The sequence below is a fragment of the Mesorhizobium sp. CNPSo 4671 genome (genome assembly GCF_057784245.1).
In genome coordinates, this window is the sequence record NZ_JBWLUW010000005.1 from 112,231 (window position 1) to 136,628 (window position 24,398).

A 24,398-nucleotide genomic window follows, 5' to 3' on the forward strand; every position below is an offset into this window, starting at 1 on the left:
GCGGACGCGATGACGACAAGATCCCTGCCGGAGCTTCCGGTCACAGCCGTGCTGCCGGCGCTGGGCGAGGCGCTTGGCGCCGGCAACAGCGCGGTGCTGGTGGCGCCGCCCGGCGCCGGCAAGACGACGCTGGTGCCGCTGGCGCTGCTCGATGCGCCGTGGCTGGGTAAGGGCAAGATCGTGCTGCTCGAGCCGCGCCGGCTCGCCGCCCGCGCCGCCGCGCGCCGCATGGCGCAATTGCTGGATGAGGAGCCGGGCGCGACCGTCGGCTACGCCATGCGCATGGAAAACCGCACCTCGGCCAAGACCCGCATATTGGTCGTCACCGAAGGCGTGCTGGCGCGCATGATCCTCGACGATCCGGAATTGCCCGGCGTCTCGGCGGTGATCTTCGACGAATTCCACGAGCGCTCGCTCGATGGCGATTTCGGCCTCGCGCTGGCGCTCGACGTGCAAGGCGCGCTGCGGCCGGATCTGCGGTTGCTGGTGATGTCGGCGACGCTGGATGGCGCCCGTGTCGCCAAACTCCTGTCGGGCGCACCGGTGATCGAAAGCGAAGGCCGCGCCTTCCCGGTCGACATAAGCTATGACGAACGGCCGGCTGGCGTCCCGATCGAGGACGCCATGGCCAAGGCGATCCGTTCCGTCCTTGCCGACGAGAGCGGCAGCGTGCTTGCCTTCCTGCCCGGCCAGCGCGAGATCGAGCGCACCGCCGAACGGCTGGTCGGCAAGGTCGGCGCCGATACCGACATTGTCCCGCTCTATGGCCAGCTCGACGGCAAGGCGCAGGATGCCGCGATCAAGCCGGCACCGTCGGGCCGCCGCAAGGTGGTGCTGGCAACGTCGATTGCCGAGACGTCCATCACCATCGACGGCGTGCGCGTCGTCATCGATTCCGGCCTGTCGCGCCTGCCGCGTTATGAGCCGGCAAGCGGCCTGACACGGCTGGAAACGGTTCGCGTCAGCAAGGCTTCCGCCGACCAGCGTGCCGGCCGCGCCGGGCGCACGCAGGCCGGCGTCGCCATCCGGCTGTGGCGCGCGGAGCAGACGGCCGCACTTCCCGCCTTCACCCCGCCGGAAATCCTCGAAGCTGATCTTTCAGGCCTGTTGCTCGACTGTGCGGCCTTCGGTGTCGCCGATCCGACGGGCCTCGCCTTCCTCGATCCGCCGCCGGCGCCGGCGCTCAACGAAGCAAGGGTGCTGCTGCGTGCGCTCCATGCCATCGACGAGGCGGGGCGCCTGACGGAAGCGGGCGCTTCGATGCGCAAGCTCGCTCTGCCGGTGCGGCTGGCGCATATGGTCGCCGAGGCTGCGAAGGGCGGTTATGCCTTTGAAGCGGCCATGCTGGCCGTGCTGCTCACCGAACGCGGCCTTGGCGGCGATGGCGCCGATCTGGAGCGGCGGCTGATGCGCTTTCGCGGAGAAAGATCCCCTCGCGCCACCACCGCACGGCAACTCGCGGAGAGGCTGGCCAAGCAGGTTGGCGGGGCGAAAAACAGCGAAGCTGCACCTGCGGGCTCTCTTCTGATCAACGCCTGGCCGGACCGCGTCGCCAAGGCCCGTGGCGAGCGCGGCCGCTTCGTGCTGGCCAATGGCTCCGGCGCCATGCTGGATGCCGCCGACCCGCTGGCGGGCGAGCCGTTTCTGGTCGTCGCCGACCTGCAGGGCAAGGCGCAGAATGCACGCATCACGGCGGCGGCGACAGTCGGCGAGGACGACATCCGCGCTGCGTTGGCTGACCGGGTCGAAACGCGCCGGCAAGTGAGCTTCGATCGCGAGCGCCGCGCCGTGCGCGTGCGCGAAACCGTGCGCCTCGGCGCCATCATGCTCGCCGAGCGCATGCTGCCGGCTCCGTCAGGCGCCGATGCTGACCGCGCCATAACAGATGCGCTGCGCGAACACGGGCTGTCGCTGCTGAGCTGGAGCAAGGAAGCCGAGACGCTGCGCCAGCGGCTCTCCTGGCTGCATCGCGGCCTTGGCGCCCCCTGGCCCGACATGTCGGACGAAGCGCTGATAGAGCGCCTCGACGACTGGCTGCTGCCCTTCCTGTCGGGCGCCGCCTCCTTGGCCGCCATCGATCCCGGTGTCGTCTCGGCCGGCTTGGCTTCGCTCGTGCCGCATGAGCTGCAGCGCAAGGTCGATGCGCTGGCGCCAACGCATTTCGACGCCCCGTCCGGCAGCCATGTGCCGATCCGTTATGACGGCGAATGGCCGGTGCTGGCGGTGCGCGTGCAGGAGCTGTTTGGCCTCGACCGCCACCCCTCGATTGCCAACGGCACGGTGCCGCTGACACTTGAGCTGCTGTCGCCAGCACATAGGCCGATCCAGACGACACGCGACCTGCCCGGCTTCTGGCGCGGCTCCTGGGCCGACGTGCGCGCCGACATGCGCGGCCGCTATCCCAAGCATGTCTGGCCGGAAAATCCGCTGCTTGCCGCCGCTACCGCCCGTGCCAAGCCACGCGGGACCTAGCGCTCCTCCTTTCCCGGCTATAATCCTTGGCCATGATCAACATCCTGAACACGCCCGATTTCCAGCAGAGCCAGAGGCTGCGCCTCAACACGCTGATCCGGCTGCGCTGGCTGGCTATTGTCGGCCAGAGCGTGGCGGTGCTCGTCGTCGCCTATGGGTTGAAATTCCCGCTGCCGGTCAGCCTGTGCTTTGCGCTGATCGCCTGTTCGGCCTGGATGAACCTGTTCCTGGCCTTCCGCTTTCCAGCGGCGCACCGGCTCACCCCGTTCGCCGCCTTCGGCATCCTGATCTTCGACAGCCTGCAGCTTGCCGGCCTGCTCTACATGACTGGCGGCCTGACCAATCCGTTCTCGCTGCTGATGACGGTGCCTGTCGTCATTTCGGCGACGTCGCTGCCTCTGCGCCTCACCGCTATCCTCGGCGGGCTGGTGATGCTGGCGGCCACCTTGCTGGTGTTCTTCCATCTGCCGCTTCCATGGTATGAAGGCGCGCCGCTGGCCATGCCCTTCATCTATGTCGCCGGCATGTGGATAGCGGTGCTGTCGTCGATCGCCTTTACCGCCATCTATGCGTTCCGGGTGGCCGCCGAAGCGCGGCTTCTGGCCAATGCGCTTGCCGCCACCGAACTGGTGCTGCAGCGCGAACAGCACCTTTCGGCGCTCGACGGCCTGGCGGCGGCCGCCGCGCATGAGCTCGGCACGCCGCTCGCCACCATCACGCTCGTCGCCAAGGAGATGGAGAAGGCGCTCGGCAGTGATCCGAAGTACGGCGAAGACGTCAAGCTGTTGCGCTCGCAGAGCGAACGCTGCCGCGAAATCCTCAAGCGCCTGACCAGCCTGTCGTCCGAAGGCGAGGCGCATCTGTCCCGCTTGCCGCTGACCTCGCTGGTCGAGGAGGTCACCGCGCCGCATCGCGACTTCGGCATCTCGATCAAGCTTCGCCCGGGCGAGCGCATCGGGCCGGAGCCGGTCGGGCGCCGCAATCCGGGCGTGATCTACGGCCTCGGCAATCTGGTCGAGAACGCCGTCGATTTCGCCCGCAAGAACGTCACGGTGCGGTGGAGCTGGGACGAGGCCGCCGTCACCTTCTCGATCATCGACGACGGGCCTGGTTTCCCGCCCGAAATCATCGACCGTATCGGCGAGCCCTATATGTCGACGCGCCAGGGCACCGAAGCCGGCGGCGGCCTGGGGCTCGGCCTGTTTATCGCCAAGACTCTGCTCGAACGCTCGGGCGCCACGCTCGATTTCCGCAATTCGAGCGGCCTGGGCGAGGGCGCCGTGGTGCAGATTTCGTGGCCGAGATCGGTCTTCCTGAATCCCGAAACGGCCCCGGCCACCATGTTCGACACTGCATAAATTGGACAATAGCGGCGCAAAACTATATCTGCGTAAAATTAAGGCAGCAGGAATTCTTACGACGATGACAGGCGATGAAAATATTGGCGCAATGGTTGAGGGCGAGGACACCTCGCTTCTGATCGTCGATGACGACAAGCCGTTCCTCACACGCCTTGCCCGCGCCATGGAAACCAGGGGTTTTGTGGTCGAGACCGCCGAGAGCGTCGAGGAGGCCGTGGGCAAGGCCCGCGCCAATCCGCCGGCCTATGCCGTGGTCGACATGCGGCTTGGCGACGGCAACGGCCTGGATGTCGTTGCCGCCATCCGCGAGAAGCGCGAGGATTCGCGCACCATCATCCTGACCGGCTACGGCAACATCGCCACCGCTGTGACCGCGGTGAAGCTTGGGGCCGTCGACTATCTTTCGAAGCCCGCCGACGCCGACGACATCTTTGCAGCCCTCACCCGCACCTCGGGCGAGCGCGCCGCACCGCCGGAAAACCCGATGTCGGCCGACCGCGTGCGCTGGGAACATATCCAGCGCGTCTATGAAATGTGCGAGCGCAACGTCTCCGAGACCGCGCGCCGGCTCAACATGCACCGCCGCACGCTGCAGCGCATACTGGCCAAGCGCGCGCCGCGCTGAGACTGTTTGGAAATTCTACTCCGGCGGCCATCTGATGGCGTTTTCTGCGCTTCCGGTGCTCACGGACCCAAATGTCCGCTCCGCCCCGGTTCTCGAAACCACCACCATATGACTCGCCGGAGCGAATTTCGAAACAGTCTCTGAGGCACTGAAAGACGGTCCGATTACTTGCCCGGAGACTGGAGTTTGAGCATCATCGAGAATGACGCGGCTTAACGGAGGCGACATGCAGGATTTGAAGCAGCGGCCGGTTTCCGTCTTCCGCGAATTTCTCGACGGCGAGGCGGCCGGCGGCATCATCCTGATGGTGGCGGCGGCCCTGGCGCTGATCGTCGCCAATTCGCCGCTTGCCGGAACCTATTTCGCCGTTCTCCACGCCTATCTTGGCCCGCTCAGCGTGTCGCACTGGGTCAATGACGGGCTGATGGCGGTGTTCTTCCTGCTCGTCGGGCTGGAGATCAAGCGCGAGATGCTGGACGGCCAGTTGTCGACGTGGCCGCGCCGCGTGCTGCCCGGCATTGCCGCGGCCGGCGGCATGGTGGTTCCGGCACTGGTCTATGTCCTGATCAACCGCGACAATTCGGCGGCACTCTCCGGCTGGGCCATCCCGACCGCCACCGACATCGCCTTCGCGCTCGGCGTGCTGTCGCTGCTGGGCAGCCGCGTGCCGGCCTCGCTGAAGGTCTTCCTGACCGCGCTTGCCATCATCGACGACCTCGGCGCCGTCATCATCATCGCCATCTTCTATACGAGCGGGCTGTCGCTGGCCTATCTCGGCGCCGCCTTCGCCGTCATTGCGGTGCTTATCGTGCTCAACCGCATGCGGGTGATGACGCTGGTGCCTTATCTCGTGCTCGGCGCGATCCTGTGGGTGCTGGTGCTGAAATCGGGCGTCCATGCCACGCTTGCCGGCGTCGCGCTGGCGCTTACCATTCCACTCGAACGCTCCGCCGGCATCGGCCACGATCTCGACCATTCGCCGCTGCACCGGCTCGAGCATGGCCTGCACAAAATCGTGCCGTTTTTCATCATTCCGATCTTCGGCTTTGCCAATGCCGGCGTTTCGCTCGCCGGCCTGAGTTTTGGCGCGCTGATCGAGCCGTTGACGCTGGGCGTCGCCGCCGGCCTCGTGGTTGGCAAGCTGGTCGGCGTGTTCGGCTCCTCGGCGCTTGCAATCCGGCTCGGCCTGGCCGACCTGCCGGCCCATGCCGGCTGGCCGCACATGCTCGGCATCTCGCTGCTCTGCGGCATCGGCTTCACCATGAGCCTGTTCATCGGCCTGCTCGCCTTCGCCAGCGATGTGGCCCTGCAGGACGCGGTCAAGGTCGGCATCCTCGCCGGCTCCTTCATCGCCGCCATCCTCGGCGCCGCGGTGCTGTTGATGGCGCCGGCGACGGGTGAGGTGGAAGAGGGCGAGGAGTAGAGTTCAGCACTACTAAGTTGGAGCGCTCTTTTACACGCTGCGCCGCCCCTCATTGCCCTGCCGGGCATTTCTCCCCGTGAACGGGGAGAAAGAGGCTGGCCGCGACGCCGGTGCTTATCCTCCCACCTCGGCAATTGGCGAAATCCCCGGTGCGAGCGTCCTTCGCCCCGTTTGCGGGGAGAAGATGCCGGCAGGCAGATAAGGGGCAGCGCCGACCGTTGGAGGATATCTATTGGTGGTCCTGCGGGAACCTCCGCTACTCGCTCTCCCCCTCCAGCGCCGGCACCGAAACGCCGGCCAACTCCGCCGCCAGCAGCCGCGCCGCACCGGCCCGCGCGATGCGCAGCATCAGCGCCTTGCGCGTTGCCGCTGCCATGCGATGCTCCGGCGCCTCGCGCAGGATTTCGGCGCCATAGCCGTCGGAGAGGATGAAGCCGCATTCTTCCGGGAAGATTTCCGAGGGCACGCCGGGATGGGTGGCAAAGAAGAAGCGGTCGGAATGCAGCCGGTAATCGGGCCATTTGCGGTCGACCCGGAAATCCTCGATCGAGGATTTGATCTCGATGATCCAGATATCGCCCTGCCGAGTCAGCGCCACGAGGTCGGCGCGGCGGCCGGTGGCCAGCGACAATTCAGGCAGCACATGCGCGCCCATTTCCATGAGCAGCCGCTGCACCCCGCGCCGCACCAGCATGGCGCGTTCGGACTGGCGACCGTCGATGAGGGGGTTGATTGCGATGGGGGAAATGATCGGCATGGCGGGCACCATGCCAGATTTTGTTCACGGTTTGAACCCTCTTACGCAAGGCGATTATGTCGACATAATCGCCTTACGCAAGGCGATTATATATTTGACAGACCCGCCAAAATCATAGGAATATAATCATGACAGGCCGGCGATCCACCAACCACGTATCAGACTGCGCATTTCATGCTGACGAGGCGTGCGACTGTGGCGGTCTAGATCTGGCAATATATGAAGCTGAAGACTTTCGCCCCACGCTTATACCCAGTACGGGGCGCTTCGGATTTTTCGTCGATCACAGTGGGGGTGAATGCTTCATCGAGGAGCATAGTCTTCCAACCGGTACGCTCATTGCTATCGCTGCCGCCGCGCACTTGATAGACGCTCATGCCATCGTTGCCGGAGGTCAAGACGCCAACAGTATGGACCTCAACTACTCGAAAGAAGCCGTCATAGCGAAGCTCAAGGCGCTTGCCTTGGCGTAGCGCATCACAGGCCACCGACTTCCACATTCGCCGTCTCTACCCCGTCTTACCGGCAACGTGAGGGAGCAGCCAGGCTGTCTCTTGCGCAAGGAGCTTCAAGAGCAGACCGCGCTTTACGGGGTCTGTTTCCGTTTCCAGCATCTTCTCGAAGTGCTTGATATTCTCTCGGTGTATGAACTCGGCTTCGCTGACCGACATCTAGCACTCCTTTCAGGAGGCTTGAGGCAGACGGCACGGTACGCTTATTGCGGCGATGCGTCCAACGAATGAATCTGGCGTATGCGCTACCCAGCCGTAGGGGAATGGCCGGTGCAGGCAGGGGCACTTGGGGGTGGCGGACCACACCGGCCACTGCGGGAAGCATTTGACGTCCCTCCCACGCTGCCTAAACTATAGGCATATTAGCAATCGCGCAATTGGCCTATAGGCGCTACCCAGCCGTAGGGGAATGGCTACAGGGCTGGGCGTTTGCGTTACTTGTTAGGCCTCAATCTCCAGATGAGCCCAAACAGGAACGCGCCAATCAGAGCAGACATCAGAAGCCCGCCGAAATTGAAGTAGTCAGGGCTTTCTAAAAACCCGCGAGCACCAAATGCAGCGCCGCAAAGGGCCCCGATCAGGATAGCTTTGCGAGTGCCGCCCATTTCATTTGTTTTCCGGCTTTGGGGTCAAGTCCGAGGCAAACTCCTGGCCGACGCGGCGATAGATACCAGCCTCGTCAGTCATCAAGGCGCTTTCCTTGGCTATGTTGGCGCGAACGATAGGCATGACGGTGCCGATGCGGGCGATATCGACGTGGAAGGAGCGAGCGCGGCCACCACGCTCGACCAGCGTGACACGGTATTCTTGTGAGCGCCGCCACCCGACTTGACCGGGGTATCCTTCAAGCGACCGATATACGTCTCATCCACCTCGATGGTCTTGCCTTCACCGCCCATGGGCGAGAAGTCGCCCGAGCGCATGGCCTCACGAATGCGGTGGCAGAGAAACCAAGCGGTCTTGTAGGTGACTTCCAAGACGCGGTGCATCTGGTGGGCGCTGATACCCTTCTTGGACGATCACATGAGGTGGATAGCCTGCAACCACTTATGCAGGGGCAGATGGCTTTCCTCGAAGATCGTGCCCATGCGGACGGTGAACTTCTTGCGGCAATCGCTGCACTTGTAGAGGCCATGGATTTCGACGCCGTGAGGGTTCTTCTTGGACGCCTTCGTGCGACCGCCCTTCAAGGCGTAGTGCTTTTCCATAGAGCCGCAATGGTAGCAAACCGGACCCTGCGGCCAAAGCATACCCTCGACATGCTCGAAGGCGGCGGCTTCGTCGTGGAAGTAGGGGCGGGACAGGACGGACATAGCGATAACTCCTTGGATTCGTTACCGCATATCGAATTGGGTCTGTCAAATATATAATCGCCTTACGCAAGGCGATTGTATATTTGACAGACCTATAGCCCATACAGGTCCGAGGAGAGCCGGTAGGAGGAGGTCGAGTCTATCCAGTGGATCGGTTCGCCAACCTAAGGCTGGGGATCAGTTCGACTCACGCTGGAGAACTCTTTGTCTTTCGAGGAACCGCTTGGCGTGTTCCCCCCACTCCGCAGCCGTTGTTTTGTGCTCTTGAGCGTATGTTTCGAAAGCCCTGCGCAGAGCGTCCAAGTCCAAGGCCCAAAACTGCTTGTCTTTATCGTCGTTCAACATAGTGTCACCAACCCCATTGGGCTGACGGTATGCCCTTCAAATCAAGCCTTCAAGAACCGATCCTGACTTCTTTTGGGTGTATCGGCTCTGTCAAATATTCATCCAGTGAACAGCACAGAACGGTTTCTGCCCTCTGCAACTGGGCAGTCCGTGGGCGGGACTTCAGTCTCAATTGAGCTATTCCTAATATGCATATAACTTAGGCAGTGCGGAGACGATCCCAAAAGCCTGACCCGCAACGACCCGGCACGACCCCATGTCCCCCCGACTGAGCGTGCCGGGTCGTTCCTACGAGGTGCCTGGCAAGCGGCGCATCCAGGGCGCGATCGCTCACGCGACAAAGGTTTGTCAAATGTACAAACCGGCCCGCCCGAAGTTGCCTTCCGTGATCGCGCAATATTCGCCTGATTGCGGCCTAGTATTGATCCTTTGCAGAACGGCCTTATGTCGTGCCTATCAACTTCCGTTCTCTGTTAGGGAATGGCAGGACTAAGGTCTTGCGTGCCGAGCGCAAAGGTCTGAGGGGACTGCTTAGGTTCCGTCAATGTCTATTGGACGTTCCGTTACTTTAGTTAGTCGGCATATAATGGCTGGCGTTGGGAAATACGGCTGGCGAAATGGCCGGCGCAGCTTGGCTTGGGTTTATAGGGGGGCTGCACCGGCCATTGCGGGTGTGGCTTTTGGGTGTGATTGTCCCCGCGTCGATTAATCTATATGTATATTAGCAACGGCGCAAATAAGACTGAAGTCCCTTGTTCCTCCGAATGGGCCGGCCTTCCTCATTGTTTTGACTTCTGCAAGCCAGCCTCCGAGCTTCTTGTTCGGAACAGAACCAGCGTTCGCCCTTCCACAGGCTGATCCGGGTCTCGTTGTAGTATTGCTGTCCGGGAACGTGATAGATGCGCTCGCCCGTGCTGTAGCTGATATTGCCTTTGACGTTGCAACCGACGAGAGGCGGCCCGGCCTTGACGGCGATCAGGCTGCCAGGACAGTGATTGCCGTAGCGATCAATGTCCACGAGATGGCGTTTCGTGAGGGACGCCAGCGCCGGCGGCGCATGGTACGCTTTCGCCAGCGGTCGGAACGATTGTCGTGGCGAAACTTGTCCATTCCCCCTCCCGACGGGAGAATGCGGCTGTTGTTCCAAGGGGTTTATAAGCACGCGATTCCATCCGCCCGATGGCCAACAGCGGCATTCAATGCGGCGCCGGACGGAAAGCCACCTCGCCCGGCCCACCCGAAATCCCTTGCTATGGTCTCGCTGAAACGGCTTTGTCGCCAGGCGCCACTGCCCCCGCCATGTCATCCAGGATCGGGCAGTCCGGCCTGTTGTCCCCATGGCAGGCGTGGATCAGTTTCTGCAGGGTCGTGCGCATCGATTGCAGCTCGCGCACCTTCTCCTCGATCGCCGTGACATGGGCGGCGGCGATCTCGCGCACGTCGGCGCTGGCGCGGTCGCGATCCTGGTAAAGCGCCATCAACTGGCGGCAATCGTCGATGGAAAAGCCGAGGTTGCGCGCGCGGCGCAGGAAGGCCAGCCGGTGGATGTCGTCGCCGGAGTAATCGCGGTAGCCGTTGGCGGCGCGCGCCGGCGCGATCAGGCCGATCTCCTCATAGTAGCGAATGGTCTTGGCCGGCAGGCCGGACCGCTGGGCTGCATCACCGACGTTCATGACTGGTCCTCGATTCCCGGTAACCGTTTGATGTCGCCCTCATTGAATTTCCTTCACAATCCGGTGAGGGCTGTTGCTGAAATGCCATAGTGATACGCCTACCAGCATGTAGGGCCACGCATATAGGCATCGTGTGCTTGGCAAGCAAAGCAAATGCCAGCATGAATGATGGCCAAGAAAGCGGTCGACTCGTGCCGCTGCTATTTGGGCGGGGCTCCGGATCACCACATGCGCATGAAGTCGCTTGCAATAATTGCCGCATTGGCGCTGTCCACGGCCATCGCCGGTTGCAGTACCATTGGCGGGCAGATCTTCTCCAACGACTACGGCGCGGTGACCGATGCTGGTTACCAACTGCCGCGCATCCCGATCGAAAAAGTGCCGAGGCAGTACCACCGGCAGGAAGTCAATTACGACACCAAGGAAAAGCCCGGCACCATCATCGTCGATACGCAGAACAAGTTCCTCTACTTCGTCGAGGGCGACGGCCTGGCCATCCGTTACGGCATCGGTGTCGGCCGCGAGGGCTTCGAATGGCATGGCACCGCCCATATCGCCCTGAAGCGCGAATGGCCGACCTGGACGCCGCCGCGCGAAATGATCAAGCGGCAGCCGGAGCTGGCCAAGTTCGCCGATGGCATGGAGCCGGGCCTGAAGAACCCGCTCGGCGCGCGTGCCATGTACCTGTTCAACAAGGGCGGCGACATGGGTTACCGGCTGCACGGCAGCCCGGAATGGAATTCGATCGGCAAGGCGATGTCGTCCGGCTGCATCCGGCTGATGAACCAGGACATCATCGATCTCTATGACCGCGCCTCGGTCGGCGCCAAGGTCATCGTGATGTAGCACCAAGATCCCTCGCGGGATCATGGTCTAACGAGAAGACAAGTTTCGTACGCGGACCGTCTAGGCAACAACGGACGTCCCAAACAGAAAACCGGGCAATTCGGCCCGGTTTTTTGTTGTTTGCGGATAATTGAATGTATTGGCCGGTTCTGCGTCCGGTTGAACGGTCAGGAGACCTGTTCGACCTGCTGCACTTCGGGCACGAAATGGCGAAGCAGGTTCTGGATGCCGTGCTTCAGCGTCGCCGTCGATGACGGGCAACCGGCGCAGGCGCCCTTCATGTGCAGAAACACCGTGCCGTTCTCGAAACCGCGGAAGGTGATGTCGCCGCCGTCCTGGGCCACCGCCGGGCGCACGCGGGTATCGAGCAGTTCCTTGATGGTGATGACGAGTTCCTCGTCCGCCTTGTCGTAGAATTCGCCGGTCTGGCTGGTCTCGGCGGCCGGGCCGGTCTTGGCCATGACCGGCGCGCCGGACATGAAATGCTCCATGATGGCGCCCAGGATCGCCGGCTTCAGGTGCTGCCAGTCGGGACCGTCCTTGGTCACGGTGATGAAGTCGTAGCCGAAGAAGACGCCGGTGACGCCGGGGATTTCGAACAGCCGGCCAGCCAGCGGCGAGGCCGTGGCTGCACCGTCGGCATCGCGGAAGTCGGCGGTGCCTTCCAGCAGCACTTCCTTGCCGGGCAGGAATTTCAGCGTCGCAGGATTGGGCGTCGATTCGGTCTGGATGAACATGGCCGTCTCCGTGCCCGTCTTTGGGCAGCTAGTTTGGAATAGTTCTAAATAGGCTCTATCGGCTGGACATTCAAGCGAAACACATCGCTGGAAAGGCTGGCTGGCGGAATGTTTTGCCAAGGATCTGGCTGGCGAATCGAATCCCGGGCGGACCTCAGGCGAGACTGTCGATTTCCTCGTCCGAAAGGTTTTGCGGCACCACGGTCACTGGGATCGGGAAGGCGGCACCCTTGCCGGCCACCGCACCGACCAGCGGTCCGGGACCTTCCTTGCCGGCGCCGGCCGCCAGCACCAGGATGGCGATGTCCTGGTCTTCCTCGATCAGTTTGTGGATCTCTTCCGTCGGCTTGCCTTCGCGCACCACCATTTCCGGCTCGATGCCGAGCTTCTGGCGAACCTTGTTGGCATGGCCGTCGAGAGCCGCGCGCGCCGTGGCGTTCGCCTCCTCGCGCATGATCTTCTCAACACCCAGCCAGTGCTGGAAATCGTCCGGTACGATGACATAGAGCAGCACCAGCGTGCCGCTGGTGCTCTGCGCCCGTTTCGAGGCGTATGCGACGGCGCGCTCGCACTCGGGCGTGTCGTCGATGATCGTCAGGAATTTCCTGCGATGACCGGCTTCGCGGCTGAGGCGTTTGGAGACCATGTCTATCTACTCGGTGTCTATTCGGCCGCAATCTGCCACCGCGGCGGACCGGCGGCAAGCCGCCGGCCTTGGGCCAGTATCTGTTGGAGCCAGTCTGTCTTGGCGAGCGCAGTGCAACCGACGATGCGGATCAGCCCTGCAGCAGGCCGATAATGTCGCGCACGGTTTTCATGGTGGTCTCGGCCAGCACGCCGGCGCGTTCGCCGCCGTCCCTCAGCACCGCGTCGACATAGGCGCGGTCGCCTTCGATGCGGCGCATCTCGCCGGCGATCGGCGCCAGCTTCTCCACCGCGAGATCGGCCAGCGCCGGCTTGAACACCGAAAACTGCTGGCCGCCGAACTCCTTCAGCACATCGGCCTTCGACATCTCGGCCAGCCCGGCATAGATGCCGACCAGGTTTTCCGCTTCCGGGCGGCTTTCCAGCCCGCCGACCTCGCTCGGCAAGGCTTCCGGATCGGTCTTGGCCTTGCGGATCTTCTTCGAGATGGTGTCGGCATCGTCGGTCAGATTGATGCGCGACAGGTCCGACGGGTCCGACTTCGACATCTTCTTCGACCCGTCGCGCAGGCTCATGATGCGCGCCGCCGGCCCGCCGATGACCGGTTCGGTGATCGGGAAGAAGCCGTTCACCGTCTCCTCGCCGACCTGCATCTCGACGCCGACGCCAAGCTTGGCGATGCGGTCCGAAAAATCATTGTTGAATTTCTGGGCGATGTCGCGGGTCAGCTCCAGATGCTGCTTCTGGTCCTCGCCCACCGGCACATGGGTGGCGCGGTAGAGCAGGATGTCGGCAGCCATCAGCGAGGGATAGGCGAGCAAGCCCAGCGAGGCATTTTCGCGGTCCTTGCCGGCCTTGTCCTTGAACTGCGTCATCTTGTTCATCCAGCCGATGCGCGCGACGCAATTAAAAATCCAGGCAAGCTCGGCGTGCTGCATCACCCGCGACTGGTTGAAGACGATGTGCTTCTTCGGGTCGATGCCAGAGGCGAGGAAGGCGGCGGTGATCGAGCGCGTCTGGTCGGCAAGGTCGTCATGCACGAGCTGCGCGGTCAGCGAATGCAGGTCGACGACGCAATAGATGCAGTCGGACGTGTCCTGCAGCGCGACGAATTTCTTGATGGCGCCGAGATAGTTGCCGAGATGCAGATTGCCGGTCGGCTGGACGCCGGAGAAGACGAGTGGCTTGAAGGCGGACATGGGTTTCCTCATGGCTTGTGGAGGGCCGTTTCGCGCGCGGCGAAAGTCTTTCGACGGCGCGCTTATGAACGAGAGTTTGGAGAGGATCAAGAGGCTCTTCGGAGGTCCAAAGGCTTCTCCAGATGTTGACGCAATGATGTAGATAGCTACATAATATCTACTACATCGGATCGACGAGGCTGCGATGACGATCAACATCAACAACAAGGAGGCGGACAGCTTGACGCGTGCCTTCGCCAGAATCGAAGGCGTAGGCATCACCGAGGCGATCGTGATTGCCATGCGCGAAGCCCTGGAGCGGCGCCGCAATCGCGAGACGCCGCTGGAGACAGCGGCAAGGCTGCGCGCCGAGTTCGGAATCAAGCTGAGCGACCAGGCGCGCAAACCGCTTCCGCGCTCGGTATACGACGAATTCTCCGGCGAAGACTGATGTTTGTCGACGCGGGCGCTATCGTCGCGATGCTCAGCCGTGAGGCCGAAGCCCAGCGCTGTGCGCAGGCGGTCGTGGAAGCATCAGCTCCGTTCACATCGTCGATCGCCGTCTGGGAAGCGGCAATGGCCCTTTCGCGATCCGAAAAGCTGGCAGTGCCGGTCGAAGTGAGCCTTAAGATAGTCAGTCGTTTTCTCGAAGAGCGGGCTATCGCTTTGCGGGAGCTTCCGCCGGTCTCCGACGCAACGTCGTTGTCCATCGAGGCTGCGTCGCGGTTTCGCAACAACGCTATCCGATTGAACTTGGCGGACTGTTTTCACTACGCTTGCGCGCGTTACTACGCTGTTCCGATGCTTTCGACGGCCGACGAATTCAGGCTCACGGATCTGGAGACTGTTCCTTAGGCGCCGGCGATCCCTTGCGCTTCACATTGCGCCGGATCATGCCGAAATCGGCGCCGCCGGTGGCAAAGGCGGTGATGAAGTAGAGCAGCGCCCCGCCGGCCACCAGCGTCAGCAGCGTCGTTGCTTTGACGACCAGCGGCGAGCCGGGACCGAGCCTGACGGCCAGCCAGTGCTCGGCGAAATACAGCGCCACTGCCATCACCGCCGCCGACAGCACCAGCCAAGGAATGCGCTTCAGAAGCGGCACGTCGCGGCCCCAATGGCCGCGCCGGATCAAGACGGCAAGCAGCATCAGCGCGTTGACCCAGCCGGCCACGGCCGAGGCGACCGCAATGCCGGGCGCGCCCATCCTGGGAAACAGTGTCAGCGCGATGGCGACGTTCACCGCCACCGAGATGGCGGCGAAGGTCATCGGCGTGCGCGTGTCCTCGCGGGCGAAATAGCCCGGGGTGAAGGCCTTGATCAGCACGAAGGCCGGCAAGCCGAGCCCGAAGATCGCCAGGATCGCCGCCACGGTTGGGGTCGAATGGTTGGCGGCAAACGCGCCGCGCTCATAGACCAGCCGCACGATCGGCTCCGCCATCACCCAAAGCGCCGCCGCCGCCGGCAAGGTCATGAACAGGGTGAACTCGACCGAGCGGTTCTGCAGATTGGCAGCCTCAATGAGATTGCCTGATTTCAGTGCCCGCGACAGTTCCGGCAGCAGCACGATCGCCACTGCAACACCGACGACACCGAGCGGCAGCTGATAGACGCGGTCGGCATAGGCGAGCGAGGACACCGCACTGTCCTGCGCCGACGCGATCGCCGTGCCGATCAGCTGGTTGATCTGGGTGATGCCGCCGGTGATCGCCGCCGGCAGGGCCAGGATCAGCAGGCGCTTGACGTTCGGCGTCATTTTTGGCCGGCGGAAGCCGATCGCGATGCCGGCGTTGCGGACCGCCACCCAAACGATGGCGAGTTGCACGAGCCCCGCCGCCAGCACGCCCCAAGACAGGCTGAAGCCGACGGCATGGGCATCCAGCCCGTGATACCAGGCATAGCCAAGCACGCTGATCAGGATGATGTTGAGGAACGCCGGCGCGATCGCCGCAGCGAAATAGCGGCGCAGCGAATTCAGCATGCCCGCCATCATGGCGGCGAGCGACATGCAGATGAGGTACGGGAACATGATCGTCGCCAACAGGACGGTCGTCTCGAACTTGCCCGGCGTGTCGGCGAAACCCGGCGCCACCAGGTAGCGCACGATCAGTGGCATCGCCAGTTCCATGGCAATGGTCAGCGCCAGCAGCGCCGAAAACAGCACGCCGAACACTTCCTCCGAAAAGCGCTTGGCGCCGTCGGTGCCGTGCGTTTCGATCTCCTTGGCAAACAGTGGCACGAAGGCGGCGTTGAAGGCGCCTTCGGCGAACAGCCGGCGAAAGGTGTTGGGGAACTGGAAAGCGGCGTTGAAGGCGTCGGCGACCGGTCCGGTGCCGAGTGCGGCGGCCATCAGCATCTCGCGGCCAAAGCCGAGCGCGCGGCTCATCAGCGTGCCGGAAGCGACGGTGGCGAATTTCTTAACGAGGCTCATGCGTTCTAGGACTGCCTGTGGGATTGGGACAAAGTGAGGATGGCAGTCACTCGGCGGCCGCCTTGGCCTTGCCGCCGCGTTCGGGCGCGATGCCTTCGAGCGTCGCCATCAGCCGGTTGCGGATGGTGGCGATGCGGGCCGGGCTGTCGATCTTCTGGCTGGTGAGGTCGGTGACATAGAAGGTGTCGATGACCTTTTCGCCGAACGTAGTGATGTGTGCCGAAGCGATGTCGAGCGACAGGTCTGACAGCGTGCCGGTGATCTCCGACAGCAGGCCCGGGCGGTCGAGCCCCTCGACCTCGATGACGGAAAACCGGTTCGACAGCGTGTTGCGGATCTCGGCGCGCGGCGGGATTTTGAACACCTTGGCGCCGCGCTTTGGCTTGGTGCGCTTCTCGATCATCTCCGGCAGCCAGCTCTTGCCCGACAGCACGTCCTCGATCAGCCGGCCGACGCGCTCGGCACGACGGCGCTCGTCCTCGTCGCGGTCGAATTCCCGCGAGATCAGGATCGTGTCGAGGGCGCGGCCGTCCGAGGTGGTAAAAATCTGCGCGTCGACGATGTTGCCGCCGGCGCCGGCGCATGCTCCGGCAATGACCGAGAGAAGACGGGGATGGTCCTGCGCCAAAACGGTGATCTCGGTCACCGCCTCGAACTGATGGGTCTTGACCATGGTGGCAAGCTTGTTGCCGGCCGCGTCCGCCTCGCGGATGAATTCGGCGTGGCGAATCTGGTCCGGCAGGTCGACGGCCAGCAGATAGTTCTCGTAGTGCAGTCCGACATAGCGCTTGCGGGCCTTGTCGGGCCAGTCGGCGAGCGCCTCGGCCAGGCGTTCGCGCGCCGCCGCCGTGCGCTGTGCGCGCGACACTTCCGAGAAGCCGCCGGTCAGAAGCAGTTCGGTCTCGTAATAGAGCGTGCGCAGCAGCTGGCCTTTCCAGCCGTTCCAAACACCGGGTCCGACACCCCTGATGTCGCAGACGGTGAGGATCAAAAGCATCTTCAGCCGCTCGACCGACTGCACGATCGCGGCGAAATCCTCGATGGTCTTGCGGTCATTGAGGTCGCGGGTCTGTGCCGTCATCGACATGACGAGGTGGTTCTCGACCAGCCAGGCGACCGTTTCCGTATCCGCTGGCGACAACCCCATATGCGGGCAGATGCGCCGTGCGATGCGGGCGCCGGCCTCGGAATGATCTTCCGGCCTGCCCTTGGCGATGTCGTGCAGCAGCACGGCGACATAGAGCGCCTCGCGGCTCTTCTTCAGGCCCGGCATCAGCGAATGCGACAGCGGATGCACCTTCTCGCCGTCGCCGCGTTCGATTTCTGCCAGCACGCCGATGCAGCGGATCAGGTGCTCGTCGACCGTGTAGTGGTGGTACATCGAGAACTGCATCATGGCGACGATCTTGCCGAAGTCGGGGATCAGCCGCCCGAGCAGTCCGGCCTCGTTCATGCGCCGCAGATTGAGTTCGGCGTTGCGGTCCGAGGTCAATATGTCGAGGAACAGCCGGTTGGCTTCCTCGTCGCGGCGCAGCGACTTGTTGACCAGGCCGAGCGAGCGCGTCAGCAGCTTCAGCGCATCGGGATGGAATTCCAGCCCGTGCTTGTCGGCGAACCAGAACAGTCTCAAAAGATTGACGGGATCGCGCTCGAACACCTGGTCGTCGGCGATGTTGATGCGGTGGTTGTCGACAATGAAGTCCGACGTGCCGGCGAGCTTGCGCTTGCGGCGCTGGAAGGTCAGGAAGATGCGGTTGAACCCCGGCACATGCTTGGCCTGCTCTTCCTCAAGCGCGGCGCAGAAGATGCGGGTCAGGTCGCCGACATCCTTGGCGACGAGGAAGTAGTGCTTCATGAAGCGTTCGACGGCCGACAGGCCGGGATGGGTGGTGTAACCCAGCCGCCCGGCGATCTCGCGCTGGATGTCGAAATGCAGCCGCTCCTCGGCCTTGCCGGTGAGGAAATGCATGTGGCAGCGCACCGCCCAGAGAAAATCCTCGGCCTTCTGGAACTCGCGGTACTCGGCTTCGGTGAAGACGCCCTTTTCGACCAATTCCTCGCCGGTGCGCACCCGGTAGAAGTATTTGCCGATCCAGAACAGCGTCTGCAGGTCGCGCAGGCCGCCCTTGCCGTCCTTGACGTTGGGCTCGACCAGATAGCGGCTTTCGCCGGCCTTGGCGTGGCGCTCGTCGCGTTCGGCGAGCTTGGCCTGGACATATTCCGGCCCGGTTGTGCGCACCACCTCGTGGTCGAAGCGCAGCATCAGCTCGTCATAGAGCTTGCGTTCGCCCCACAGGAAGCGCGCTTCCAGGATCGAGGTGCGGATGGTGATGTCGGTGCGCGACAGCCGCAGGCACTCATCGATGTTGCGGGTGGCGTGGCCGACCTTTAAGCCGAGATCCCACAGCATGTAGAGCATGTATTCGACGGTTTGTTCGCCCCACGGCGTCTGCTTGTAGGGCAAGAGGAACAGGAGGTCGATGTCTGATCCTGGCGCCAGCGTGCCGCGGCCATAGCCGCCGACCGCGACGACGGCCATGCGTTCGGCCGACGAACGGTTCTTCACCCGGTAGACATGCGTCGCCGCGAAATCGTAGAGCGCCCGGATCAGCTCATCCATCAGGTGCGACAGCCGCTCGGCACAGGCATTGCCGCCGCCATCCGCTCTCAGCATGACCTCGGCGATCTTTCGGCCTTCAGCAAGCCGGGCCTTGAGAAGCTGCAGAACGCCGGCGCGGGCGGCCGCTCCGGAACCGTCGCCGGCGGTGGCCGTGGTCAGCGCGGTCATCTCGCGGCGCAAGGCTTCGCCGTCGATCAGTTCATCGAGCTTCAGGGAGATTTTCGCCATAGGTACCGGTTGGCCTTGCCTTTTGGGCGGCGTCTATAGCGCGTTTTCGCGGCGCTGGGTATGGGGCTGGCCGACAGCCGGTAAACGACCTAGTCCGTTGCCTCGATCGGGTCGAGCGGCACGACAATCCGTTGCCGGAATCTGCAGAAATCGGCGATCCACCGTGCGGTTCGCCCGGCCTCCCTGCTGATTCTCACAGCCATCGGCTTCCTCTGCCTTCCCATAAGCCCGCTCGCGGTCCGCGCGGCATCGCGTTCCTGGTCAAGCAGGCTAGGCAGCTTTCCGCCGACGAACTGATCCTGTGCGCAGAGCGCCGGAACAAGTTGGTAGATGGTCTTGCCGGCCGACAGGACGGGGTTGAAGATGAGATCATCGGTGGCAATGCTGACCTGCGCCGTTGCCTCCAGAAAGTCGCGCGCCGTCCGCCGCGAGAGCAGATAACCGCCGGCCCCCGGATGCCCCTTGCGGAGCCGGACCATGGAAAAACCATGTCCGGCAGAGGTCCTTCTCCTCTGGATCACGGTTGTGGAGAAGAATGTCTCGAGCTTCACGACGTCGGCGTCCGCCGGCACCCAACTCGTATCGGCCAGCAACGTCCCGGCCCTGCTGGAGAAGACCATGTCGTCCTCGAACACGGCGCCGTAGGGGGCCTCGTCCTGCGCAATGATCGTCCAGCAGGCTCGATGACTGTGCAAGCAGGCGATTTCGCTGCCGGAGAGCGGCCGGATGGCATGTATCGCGTGCTGCGGCTGCAGCATCAGGTCGGGATGTTCCTTGCCATCGATCCCCGCGACCCGCTCGAAGCCGATGCCGATACGGGCGAACTCGGCTGTCATATGGGCAAGCCGGTGGGGAGATCGATCGAGATTGATAACCAGGCGCTTCATTTTTCGAGCTATTTTGTATGAAAACTTTGTTTACGAAATTGTAAGGTTCACAGGAACCGCCAAGCACCGCAGGAGCCTTCTAGCGCAGGTGACGTCGTGGTTTGTTGACCGCCTCAGAAGTGGATATTATGCCACAACCTGAAAGACAAGCTTTTAAACCCAGCCATTTTCCCAGGATTACCGGGGGATTACATGTTTCTGGCGGCTGGGGGAATTTTCTATTCAAGGTCACCGGCGGCAAGATGGAGTTCGGCCGGAGCCCAGGATTTCTCTCGGTAGCTCAAGCGAACCTGAGCTTTTGCTGGGCGAACAGCCCGGTCGAGGCCCCAAATGCGAAAAATCGGAACAGCCCTTGACCTTCCAGTTACTGGAAGCACTACCTCCGTACCAGACAGAGGCATAGAGGCATTTTGGAATGACGCATCCAGACCATGATCACCACGGCAACCACCATGCACATGGCGCGCATGGCAGCTGTTGCGCACCGAAAGCTGTGGATGCAGCGGCCGTTCTGCGCGATCCGGTCTGCGGCATGACCGTGGATCCGGCCGCCGGCAAGCCGACATCGGAGCATGGCGGCCGCCTCTATCATTTCTGCAGTGAAGGCTGCCGTTCGAAATTCCAGGCCGGGCCGGAACAATATTTGACGGCCACCGACCCTGTCTGCGGCATGAGCGTCGACCGCGCCACCGCCAGACACTTTGTGCGCCATGAGGGGCAGGGCTTCTACTTCTGTTCCGCCGGCTGCAAGGCGAAATTCGAGGCGGCGCCGCAAACCTATCTCGGTGACAGGCCGGCGCCAGTGCCGGCGCCCAAGGGCACGCAATACACCTGCCCGATGCATCCAGAGATCATCCGCGACAAGCCGGGCTCCTGCCCGATCTGCGGCATGGCGCTGGAGCCGATGGGCGTACCATCCGGCGATCAAGGGCCAAATCCCGAGCTGGTCGATTTCACCAGGCGGCTCTGGGTCAGTGCTGTCCTGTCGATCCCGCTTCTGATCATCGCCATGGCGCCGATGGTAGGCCTGTCGTTCGAAGGCTTGGTCGATGACCGGACGAAGGTCTGGATCGAGCTGGCGCTGGCAAGCCCGGTGGTGCTGTGGGCTGCCTTTCCTTTCTTCCATCGCGGCTGGGAGTCGATCCTCAACCGCAGCCCCAACATGTGGACGCTGATTTCGCTCGGCGTCGGCGCGGCCTACCTCTACAGCGTCGTCGCCACCCTGTTTCCGGACATCTTCCCGCATCAGTTCCGCGGCCATGGCGGTGCGGTGCCAGTCTATTTCGAGGCCGCTGCCGTCATTGTCGCGCTGGTCTTTCTCGGCCAGGTGCTGGAATTGCGCGCCCGCGAAAAGACCGGATCGGCGATCCGCGCCTTGCTCGATCTGGCGCCGAAGACCGCGCGGCGTATCGCCGAGGACGGTTCCGAGACCGACGTGCCGCTGGACAGCGTCAAGGCCGGCGATCGCATGCGCATCCGGCCCGGCGATGCCGTGCCGGTCGACGGCACCGTGCTCGAAGGCCGCTCTTCCATCGACGAATCGATGATCACGGGCGAGCCGCTGCCGGTCGAAAAGGCCGAGGGCGACGCCCTGACTGGTGGTACGCTCAACAGGAACGGTTCGCTGGTCATGCGCGCCGAACGCATCGGCGCCGAGACCACGCTTGCACGCATCGTCGAACTGGTCGCCAAGGCACAGCGCTCGCGGGCGCCGATCCAGGGCTTGGCCGACCGCGTTTCCTTCTACTTTGTCCCGGCCGTCGTCCTTGTCGCGATCGTGGCCTTCATCGCCTGGTCGGTTTTCGGCCCCGAACCCAGCCTCATCTTCGCCATCGTCTCGGCGGTCTCGGTTCTGATCATCGCCTGTCCCTGTGCGCTCGGCCTCGCCACGCCGATGTCGATCATGACCGCCACCGGACGCGGGGCGCATGCCGGCGTGCTGATCAAGGAAGCCGCCGCGCTCGAACGCTTCGCCTCCGTCGACACGCTGATCGTCGACAAGACCGGCACGCTGACCGAAGGCCGGCCAAAACTGACGGATGTTGTCGCGGCGAACGGCTTTTCCGAAGACGGATTGCTGGGGCTCGCCGCGAGCCTGGAGAAGGGCTCGGAGCATCCGTTGGCCGAGGCCATCGTCGAAGCGGCTGGCGCTCGTGGCCTGAAGATTGCTGAAGCCAGCGATTTCGAGGCAGTCACCGGCAAGGGTGTATCCGGCACGGTGTCGGGCAAGACTGTCGCGCTCGGCAACGCCGCGATGATGCGCGATCTCGGCATCGACATTTCCGCCGCCTCAGTCAGTGCCGAAGCGCTGCAGGGCGATGGCAAGACGGCGATGTTCGTCGCCGTCGACAAAAAGCTGGCCGGCATCGTCGCCGTCGCCGATCCCATCAAGGCGACCACTGCCGAGGCGATCAAGGCGCTACATGACAGCGGCTTGAGGATCATCATGGCGACCGGCGACAATGAGCGCACCGCCAAGGCGATCGCCAAAAGCCTCGGCATTGATGAGGTTCGCGCCGGTCTGCTGCCGGAACAGAAGGCAGCCCTGGTCGAGGAACTGCGCGGCAGGGGCGCCGGCGTCGCCATGGCCGGCGACGGCGTCAACGACGCACCGGCCTTGGCCAGCGCCGATGTCGGCATCGCCATGGGCACCGGCGCCGATGTCGCGGTCGAAAGCGCCGGCATCACGCTGGTCAAGGGCGACCTCACCGGCATCGTGCGGGCCCGTACGCTTGCCCAGGCGACGATCGGCAACATCCGCCAGAACCTGTTCTTCGCCTTCCTCTACAATGTGCTTGGCGTGCCGGTCGCCGCCGGCGTGCTCTATCCGCTCACCGGCATGCTGTTGTCGCCGATGCTGGCGGCAGCGGCGATGAGCCTGTCCTCCGTTTCGGTCATCGCCAACGCATTGCGGCTGCGGACGTTGAAACTGTGATCCAAACCCCCAAATACGAAAACCTACAACAGGAGACCATGAATGACCTTAGCCAAGAAACTCGTGCTTTTGCTGATGGCGGCCGGAATGCTGCTCGCCGTTTTCCTCGAAAGCGTTCCGGCGCAGAGCGAAGAGATGAAACATGACATGGCCGGCATGGCGATGGGTGCGCAAAGCCCTGCCACCGCTGGCTACAAGAAGGCGATGGACAAGATGCACAAGGACATGATGGTCAAATACACCGGCAATGCCGATGTAGACTTCGTCCGCGGCATGATCCCGCACCATCAGGGCGCCATCGACATGGCCAAGGTCGAGCTTGCCAATGGCAAGGACCCGGAAATCCGCAAGCTTGCCGAAGGCGTCATCGCCGCGCAGGAAGCCGAAATCAAGCAGATGCAGGATTGGCTTGCCGCTCATCCGGTGAAGTGAGCCGTTTCGCGACAGGGAGATTTGGTGAGAACGCCTCTGGATTTCTCGCCCGCCCTGTGATGCGATCCGGCCTCGAACGGAGCCTGCCATGCCATCTGCCACCAGAACCACCATGCTGCCCTCTGGCGAAGCCATTGCGGTGCTCGGCCAGGGCACCTGGAAGATGGGCGAGGATTCGCGTCGCCGTGCCGATGAGGTGAACGCTCTCAAACTCGGCCTCGACCTTGGCATCACGCTGATCGACACCGCCGAAATGTATGCCAGCGGCGGCGCCGAGGAGGTGGTGGCCGAAGCCATTGCCGGGCGCCGCGCCGAAGTCTTCGTGGTCTCGAAAGTTCTGCCGTCAAACGCGTCGCGCGCGGGCGTGCAGCGCGCCTGCGAGAGCAGCCTGAAGCGCCTGCGCACCGACCGCATTGATCTTTATCTGCTGCATTGGCCTGGCAGCGTGCCTCTGGCGGAGACGGTCGAGGCTTTCGAGGCCTTGAAGAAGGCCGGCAAGATCCGCCATTGGGGCGTCAGCAATTTCGACACCGAGGACATGGAGGATCTGGCCGGCTTGCCCGACGGCGGCAACGTCCAGACCAATCAGGTGCTCTACAATCTGGTCCGCCGTGGCCCCGAGTTCGATCTCGCGCCCTGGAGTCGCAAGCGAGGCATCCCGCTGATGGCCTATTCGCCGGTCGAGCAGGGCGCGCTGGCGCGCAATGCCAGGCTCGATGCCGTCGCCGCCCGCCACAATGCGACCCCGGCACAAATCGCCCTGGCCTGGGTGATGCACCAGGACGGCGTCATCGCCATTCCGAAAGCCAGCAGCCAGGAGCATGTCCGTCAGAATGTCGCCGCACTCGACATCAAACTTACGCCGCAGGACATCGCCGATCTCGACCGTGGTTTTCCGCCGCCGACACGCAAGCGCGGCCTGGAGATGATCTGAGCGGCGATGAAGTTGCCAATCTCCCCCCTCGTGGGGGAGATGCCCGG

General features: G+C 63.2%; 21 protein-coding genes and 1 pseudogene. 10 read left to right on the forward strand and 12 right to left on the reverse strand.

Annotated features, from left to right (window positions below; genetic code table 11):
* Positions 1-9: 9 nt before the first annotated feature.
* The 4 genes from hrpB (at position 10) to nhaA (ending at position 5,881) form a co-directional block, all read left to right on the forward strand.
* Positions 10-2,472 carry an ATP-dependent helicase HrpB gene (gene hrpB, locus AC04SF_RS16495; protein WP_488478709.1) on the forward strand — a complete coding sequence of 821 codons (2,463 nt, stop codon included), beginning with the start codon at positions 10-12 and terminating at the stop codon, positions 2,470-2,472.
* Between the two features lie 32 nt (positions 2,473-2,504).
* Positions 2,505-3,830, forward strand: a complete 1,326-nt coding sequence (locus AC04SF_RS16500) for an ActS/PrrB/RegB family redox-sensitive histidine kinase (RefSeq protein ID WP_488478710.1) — start codon at positions 2,505-2,507, stop codon at positions 3,828-3,830.
* Between the two features lie 64 nt (positions 3,831-3,894).
* Positions 3,895-4,458, forward strand: coding sequence for an ActR/PrrA/RegA family redox response regulator transcription factor (locus AC04SF_RS16505; protein WP_010913121.1), 564 nt, complete (start codon positions 3,895-3,897; stop codon positions 4,456-4,458).
* A 226-nt stretch (positions 4,459-4,684) separates the two neighbouring features.
* A complete protein-coding gene (gene nhaA / locus AC04SF_RS16510) occupies positions 4,685-5,881 on the forward strand; it encodes a Na+/H+ antiporter NhaA (RefSeq protein ID WP_488478711.1) in 1,197 nt (398 codons plus the stop codon).
* Between the two features lie 256 nt (positions 5,882-6,137).
* On the opposite strand, the gene AC04SF_RS16515 is transcribed toward nhaA, so the two are convergent.
* The 6 genes and pseudogenes from AC04SF_RS16515 to cueR all read right to left on the reverse strand — a co-directional run bounded on the left by AC04SF_RS16515 (position 6,138) and on the right by cueR (position 10,481).
* Positions 6,138-6,638, reverse strand: coding sequence for an MmcB family DNA repair protein (locus tag AC04SF_RS16515; RefSeq protein WP_488478712.1), 501 nt, complete (start codon positions 6,636-6,638; stop codon positions 6,138-6,140).
* Positions 6,639-6,841: 203 nt separating this feature from the next.
* On the reverse strand, positions 6,842-7,138 hold the full coding sequence (locus AC04SF_RS16520) for a hypothetical protein (protein WP_488478713.1): 297 nt from the start codon (positions 7,136-7,138) through the stop codon (positions 6,842-6,844).
* Between the two features lie 9 nt (positions 7,139-7,147).
* Entirely contained in the window at positions 7,148-7,309 is a 162-nt protein-coding gene (locus tag AC04SF_RS16525; RefSeq protein ID WP_488478714.1) for a hypothetical protein, read from the reverse strand.
* Between the two features lie 477 nt (positions 7,310-7,786).
* Positions 7,787-8,463, reverse strand: a pseudogene (locus AC04SF_RS16530) (IS1595 family transposase); the annotation flags it as partial.
* Positions 8,464-9,529: 1,066 nt separating this feature from the next.
* Positions 9,530-9,826, reverse strand: coding sequence for a sunset domain-containing protein (locus tag AC04SF_RS16535; protein ID WP_488478715.1), 297 nt, complete (start codon positions 9,824-9,826; stop codon positions 9,530-9,532).
* A 232-nt stretch (positions 9,827-10,058) separates the two neighbouring features.
* A complete protein-coding gene (gene cueR / locus AC04SF_RS16540; protein WP_488478716.1) occupies positions 10,059-10,481 on the reverse strand; it encodes a Cu(I)-responsive transcriptional regulator in 423 nt (140 codons plus the stop codon).
* Positions 10,482-10,709: 228 nt separating this feature from the next.
* Between cueR and AC04SF_RS16545 the strand changes: the two genes are divergently transcribed.
* Positions 10,710-11,327: a L,D-transpeptidase gene (locus tag AC04SF_RS16545; RefSeq protein WP_096458423.1), complete on the forward strand. Its 618-nt coding sequence runs from the start codon at positions 10,710-10,712 to the stop codon at positions 11,325-11,327.
* Positions 11,328-11,494: 167 nt separating this feature from the next.
* Here AC04SF_RS16545 and AC04SF_RS16550 read toward each other — a convergent pair whose 3' ends face one another.
* From AC04SF_RS16550 to trpS, 3 genes are all read right to left on the reverse strand, one after another.
* Positions 11,495-12,064: a NifU family protein gene (locus AC04SF_RS16550; RefSeq protein ID WP_488478717.1), complete on the reverse strand. Its 570-nt coding sequence runs from the start codon at positions 12,062-12,064 to the stop codon at positions 11,495-11,497.
* Positions 12,065-12,218: 154 nt separating this feature from the next.
* Positions 12,219-12,710, reverse strand: coding sequence for a universal stress protein (locus tag AC04SF_RS16555; RefSeq protein WP_095200929.1), 492 nt, complete (start codon positions 12,708-12,710; stop codon positions 12,219-12,221).
* Between the two features lie 130 nt (positions 12,711-12,840).
* Positions 12,841-13,908, reverse strand: a complete 1,068-nt coding sequence (gene trpS, locus AC04SF_RS16560; protein ID WP_096453095.1) for a tryptophan--tRNA ligase — start codon at positions 13,906-13,908, stop codon at positions 12,841-12,843.
* 184 nt (positions 13,909-14,092) lie between these two features.
* On the opposite strand from trpS, the gene AC04SF_RS16565 reads away from it, so the two are divergent.
* On the forward strand, positions 14,093-14,338 hold the full coding sequence (locus AC04SF_RS16565; RefSeq protein ID WP_096453097.1) for a type II toxin-antitoxin system VapB family antitoxin: 246 nt from the start codon (positions 14,093-14,095) through the stop codon (positions 14,336-14,338).
* Positions 14,338-14,742 (forward strand): type II toxin-antitoxin system VapC family toxin, encoded by a 405-nt coding sequence (locus tag AC04SF_RS16570; protein WP_488478718.1) that lies wholly within the window; start codon positions 14,338-14,340, stop codon positions 14,740-14,742. Before AC04SF_RS16565 ends, AC04SF_RS16570 begins: the two co-directional genes overlap by 1 nt.
* On the opposite strand, the gene murJ is transcribed toward AC04SF_RS16570, so the two are convergent.
* The 3 genes from murJ to AC04SF_RS16585 form a co-directional block, all read right to left on the reverse strand.
* Complete coding sequence (gene murJ, locus AC04SF_RS16575) at positions 14,717-16,315, reverse strand: murein biosynthesis integral membrane protein MurJ (protein WP_488478719.1); 1,599 nt, start codon at positions 16,313-16,315, stop codon at positions 14,717-14,719. The two genes, AC04SF_RS16570 and murJ, sit on opposite strands and share 26 nt — an antisense overlap.
* Positions 16,316-16,361: 46 nt before the next feature.
* On the reverse strand, positions 16,362-19,163 hold the full coding sequence (locus tag AC04SF_RS16580; RefSeq protein ID WP_488478720.1) for a [protein-PII] uridylyltransferase: 2,802 nt from the start codon (positions 19,161-19,163) through the stop codon (positions 16,362-16,364).
* An 89-nt stretch (positions 19,164-19,252) separates the two neighbouring features.
* Positions 19,253-20,050 carry a glycosyltransferase family 25 protein gene (locus AC04SF_RS16585; protein ID WP_488478721.1) on the reverse strand — a complete coding sequence of 266 codons (798 nt, stop codon included), beginning with the start codon at positions 20,048-20,050 and terminating at the stop codon, positions 19,253-19,255.
* A 415-nt stretch (positions 20,051-20,465) separates the two neighbouring features.
* Between AC04SF_RS16585 and AC04SF_RS16590 the strand changes: the two genes are divergently transcribed.
* The 3 genes from AC04SF_RS16590 (at position 20,466) to AC04SF_RS16600 (ending at position 24,351) form a co-directional block, all read left to right on the forward strand.
* Positions 20,466-22,985 (forward strand): heavy metal translocating P-type ATPase, encoded by a 2,520-nt coding sequence (locus AC04SF_RS16590; RefSeq protein WP_488478722.1) that lies wholly within the window; start codon positions 20,466-20,468, stop codon positions 22,983-22,985.
* Between the two features lie 42 nt (positions 22,986-23,027).
* Positions 23,028-23,417, forward strand: a complete 390-nt coding sequence (copM, locus tag AC04SF_RS16595) for a CopM family metallochaperone (RefSeq protein WP_183455786.1) — start codon at positions 23,028-23,030, stop codon at positions 23,415-23,417.
* 88 nt (positions 23,418-23,505) lie between these two features.
* The gene (locus AC04SF_RS16600; RefSeq protein ID WP_488478723.1) at positions 23,506-24,351 is read left to right on the forward strand and encodes an aldo/keto reductase; all 846 of its coding nucleotides are present in this window, start codon (positions 23,506-23,508) and stop codon (positions 24,349-24,351) included.
* Positions 24,352-24,398 lie beyond the last annotated feature (47 nt).

Excerpts from the sequence above, each read along its gene's own strand:
- nhaA (WP_488478711.1), top strand. The coding sequence starts at position 4,685 with ATGCAGGATTTGAAGCAGCGGCCGGTTTCCGTCTTCCGCGAATTTCTC.
- AC04SF_RS16545 (WP_096458423.1), top strand. The coding sequence starts at position 10,710 with ATGCGCATGAAGTCGCTTGCAATAATTGCCGCATTGGCGCTGTCCACG.
- AC04SF_RS16505 (WP_010913121.1), top strand. The coding sequence starts at position 3,895 with ATGACAGGCGATGAAAATATTGGCGCAATGGTTGAGGGCGAGGACACC.
- trpS (WP_096453095.1), bottom strand. The coding sequence starts at position 13,908 with ATGTCCGCCTTCAAGCCACTCGTCTTCTCCGGCGTCCAGCCGACCGGC.
- AC04SF_RS16590 (WP_488478722.1), top strand. The coding sequence starts at position 20,466 with ATGACGCATCCAGACCATGATCACCACGGCAACCACCATGCACATGGC.
- AC04SF_RS16525 (WP_488478714.1), bottom strand. The coding sequence starts at position 7,309 with ATGTCGGTCAGCGAAGCCGAGTTCATACACCGAGAGAATATCAAGCAC.
- AC04SF_RS16565 (WP_096453097.1), top strand. The coding sequence starts at position 14,093 with ATGACGATCAACATCAACAACAAGGAGGCGGACAGCTTGACGCGTGCC.
- cueR (WP_488478716.1), bottom strand. The coding sequence starts at position 10,481 with ATGAACGTCGGTGATGCAGCCCAGCGGTCCGGCCTGCCGGCCAAGACC.
- AC04SF_RS16555 (WP_095200929.1), bottom strand. The coding sequence starts at position 12,710 with ATGGTCTCCAAACGCCTCAGCCGCGAAGCCGGTCATCGCAGGAAATTC.
- hrpB (WP_488478709.1), top strand. The coding sequence starts at position 10 with ATGACGACAAGATCCCTGCCGGAGCTTCCGGTCACAGCCGTGCTGCCG.
- AC04SF_RS16520 (WP_488478713.1), bottom strand. The coding sequence starts at position 7,138 with ATGTGGAAGTCGGTGGCCTGTGATGCGCTACGCCAAGGCAAGCGCCTT.
- AC04SF_RS16585 (WP_488478721.1), bottom strand. The coding sequence starts at position 20,050 with ATGAAGCGCCTGGTTATCAATCTCGATCGATCTCCCCACCGGCTTGCC.
- AC04SF_RS16580 (WP_488478720.1), bottom strand. The coding sequence starts at position 19,163 with ATGGCGAAAATCTCCCTGAAGCTCGATGAACTGATCGACGGCGAAGCC.
- AC04SF_RS16515 (WP_488478712.1), bottom strand. The coding sequence starts at position 6,638 with ATGCCGATCATTTCCCCCATCGCAATCAACCCCCTCATCGACGGTCGC.
- copM (WP_183455786.1), top strand. The coding sequence starts at position 23,028 with ATGACCTTAGCCAAGAAACTCGTGCTTTTGCTGATGGCGGCCGGAATG.
- murJ (WP_488478719.1), bottom strand. The coding sequence starts at position 16,315 with ATGAGCCTCGTTAAGAAATTCGCCACCGTCGCTTCCGGCACGCTGATG.
- AC04SF_RS16500 (WP_488478710.1), top strand. The coding sequence starts at position 2,505 with ATGATCAACATCCTGAACACGCCCGATTTCCAGCAGAGCCAGAGGCTG.
- AC04SF_RS16550 (WP_488478717.1), bottom strand. The coding sequence starts at position 12,064 with ATGTTCATCCAGACCGAATCGACGCCCAATCCTGCGACGCTGAAATTC.
- AC04SF_RS16570 (WP_488478718.1), top strand. The coding sequence starts at position 14,338 with ATGTTTGTCGACGCGGGCGCTATCGTCGCGATGCTCAGCCGTGAGGCC.
- AC04SF_RS16600 (WP_488478723.1), top strand. The coding sequence starts at position 23,506 with ATGCCATCTGCCACCAGAACCACCATGCTGCCCTCTGGCGAAGCCATT.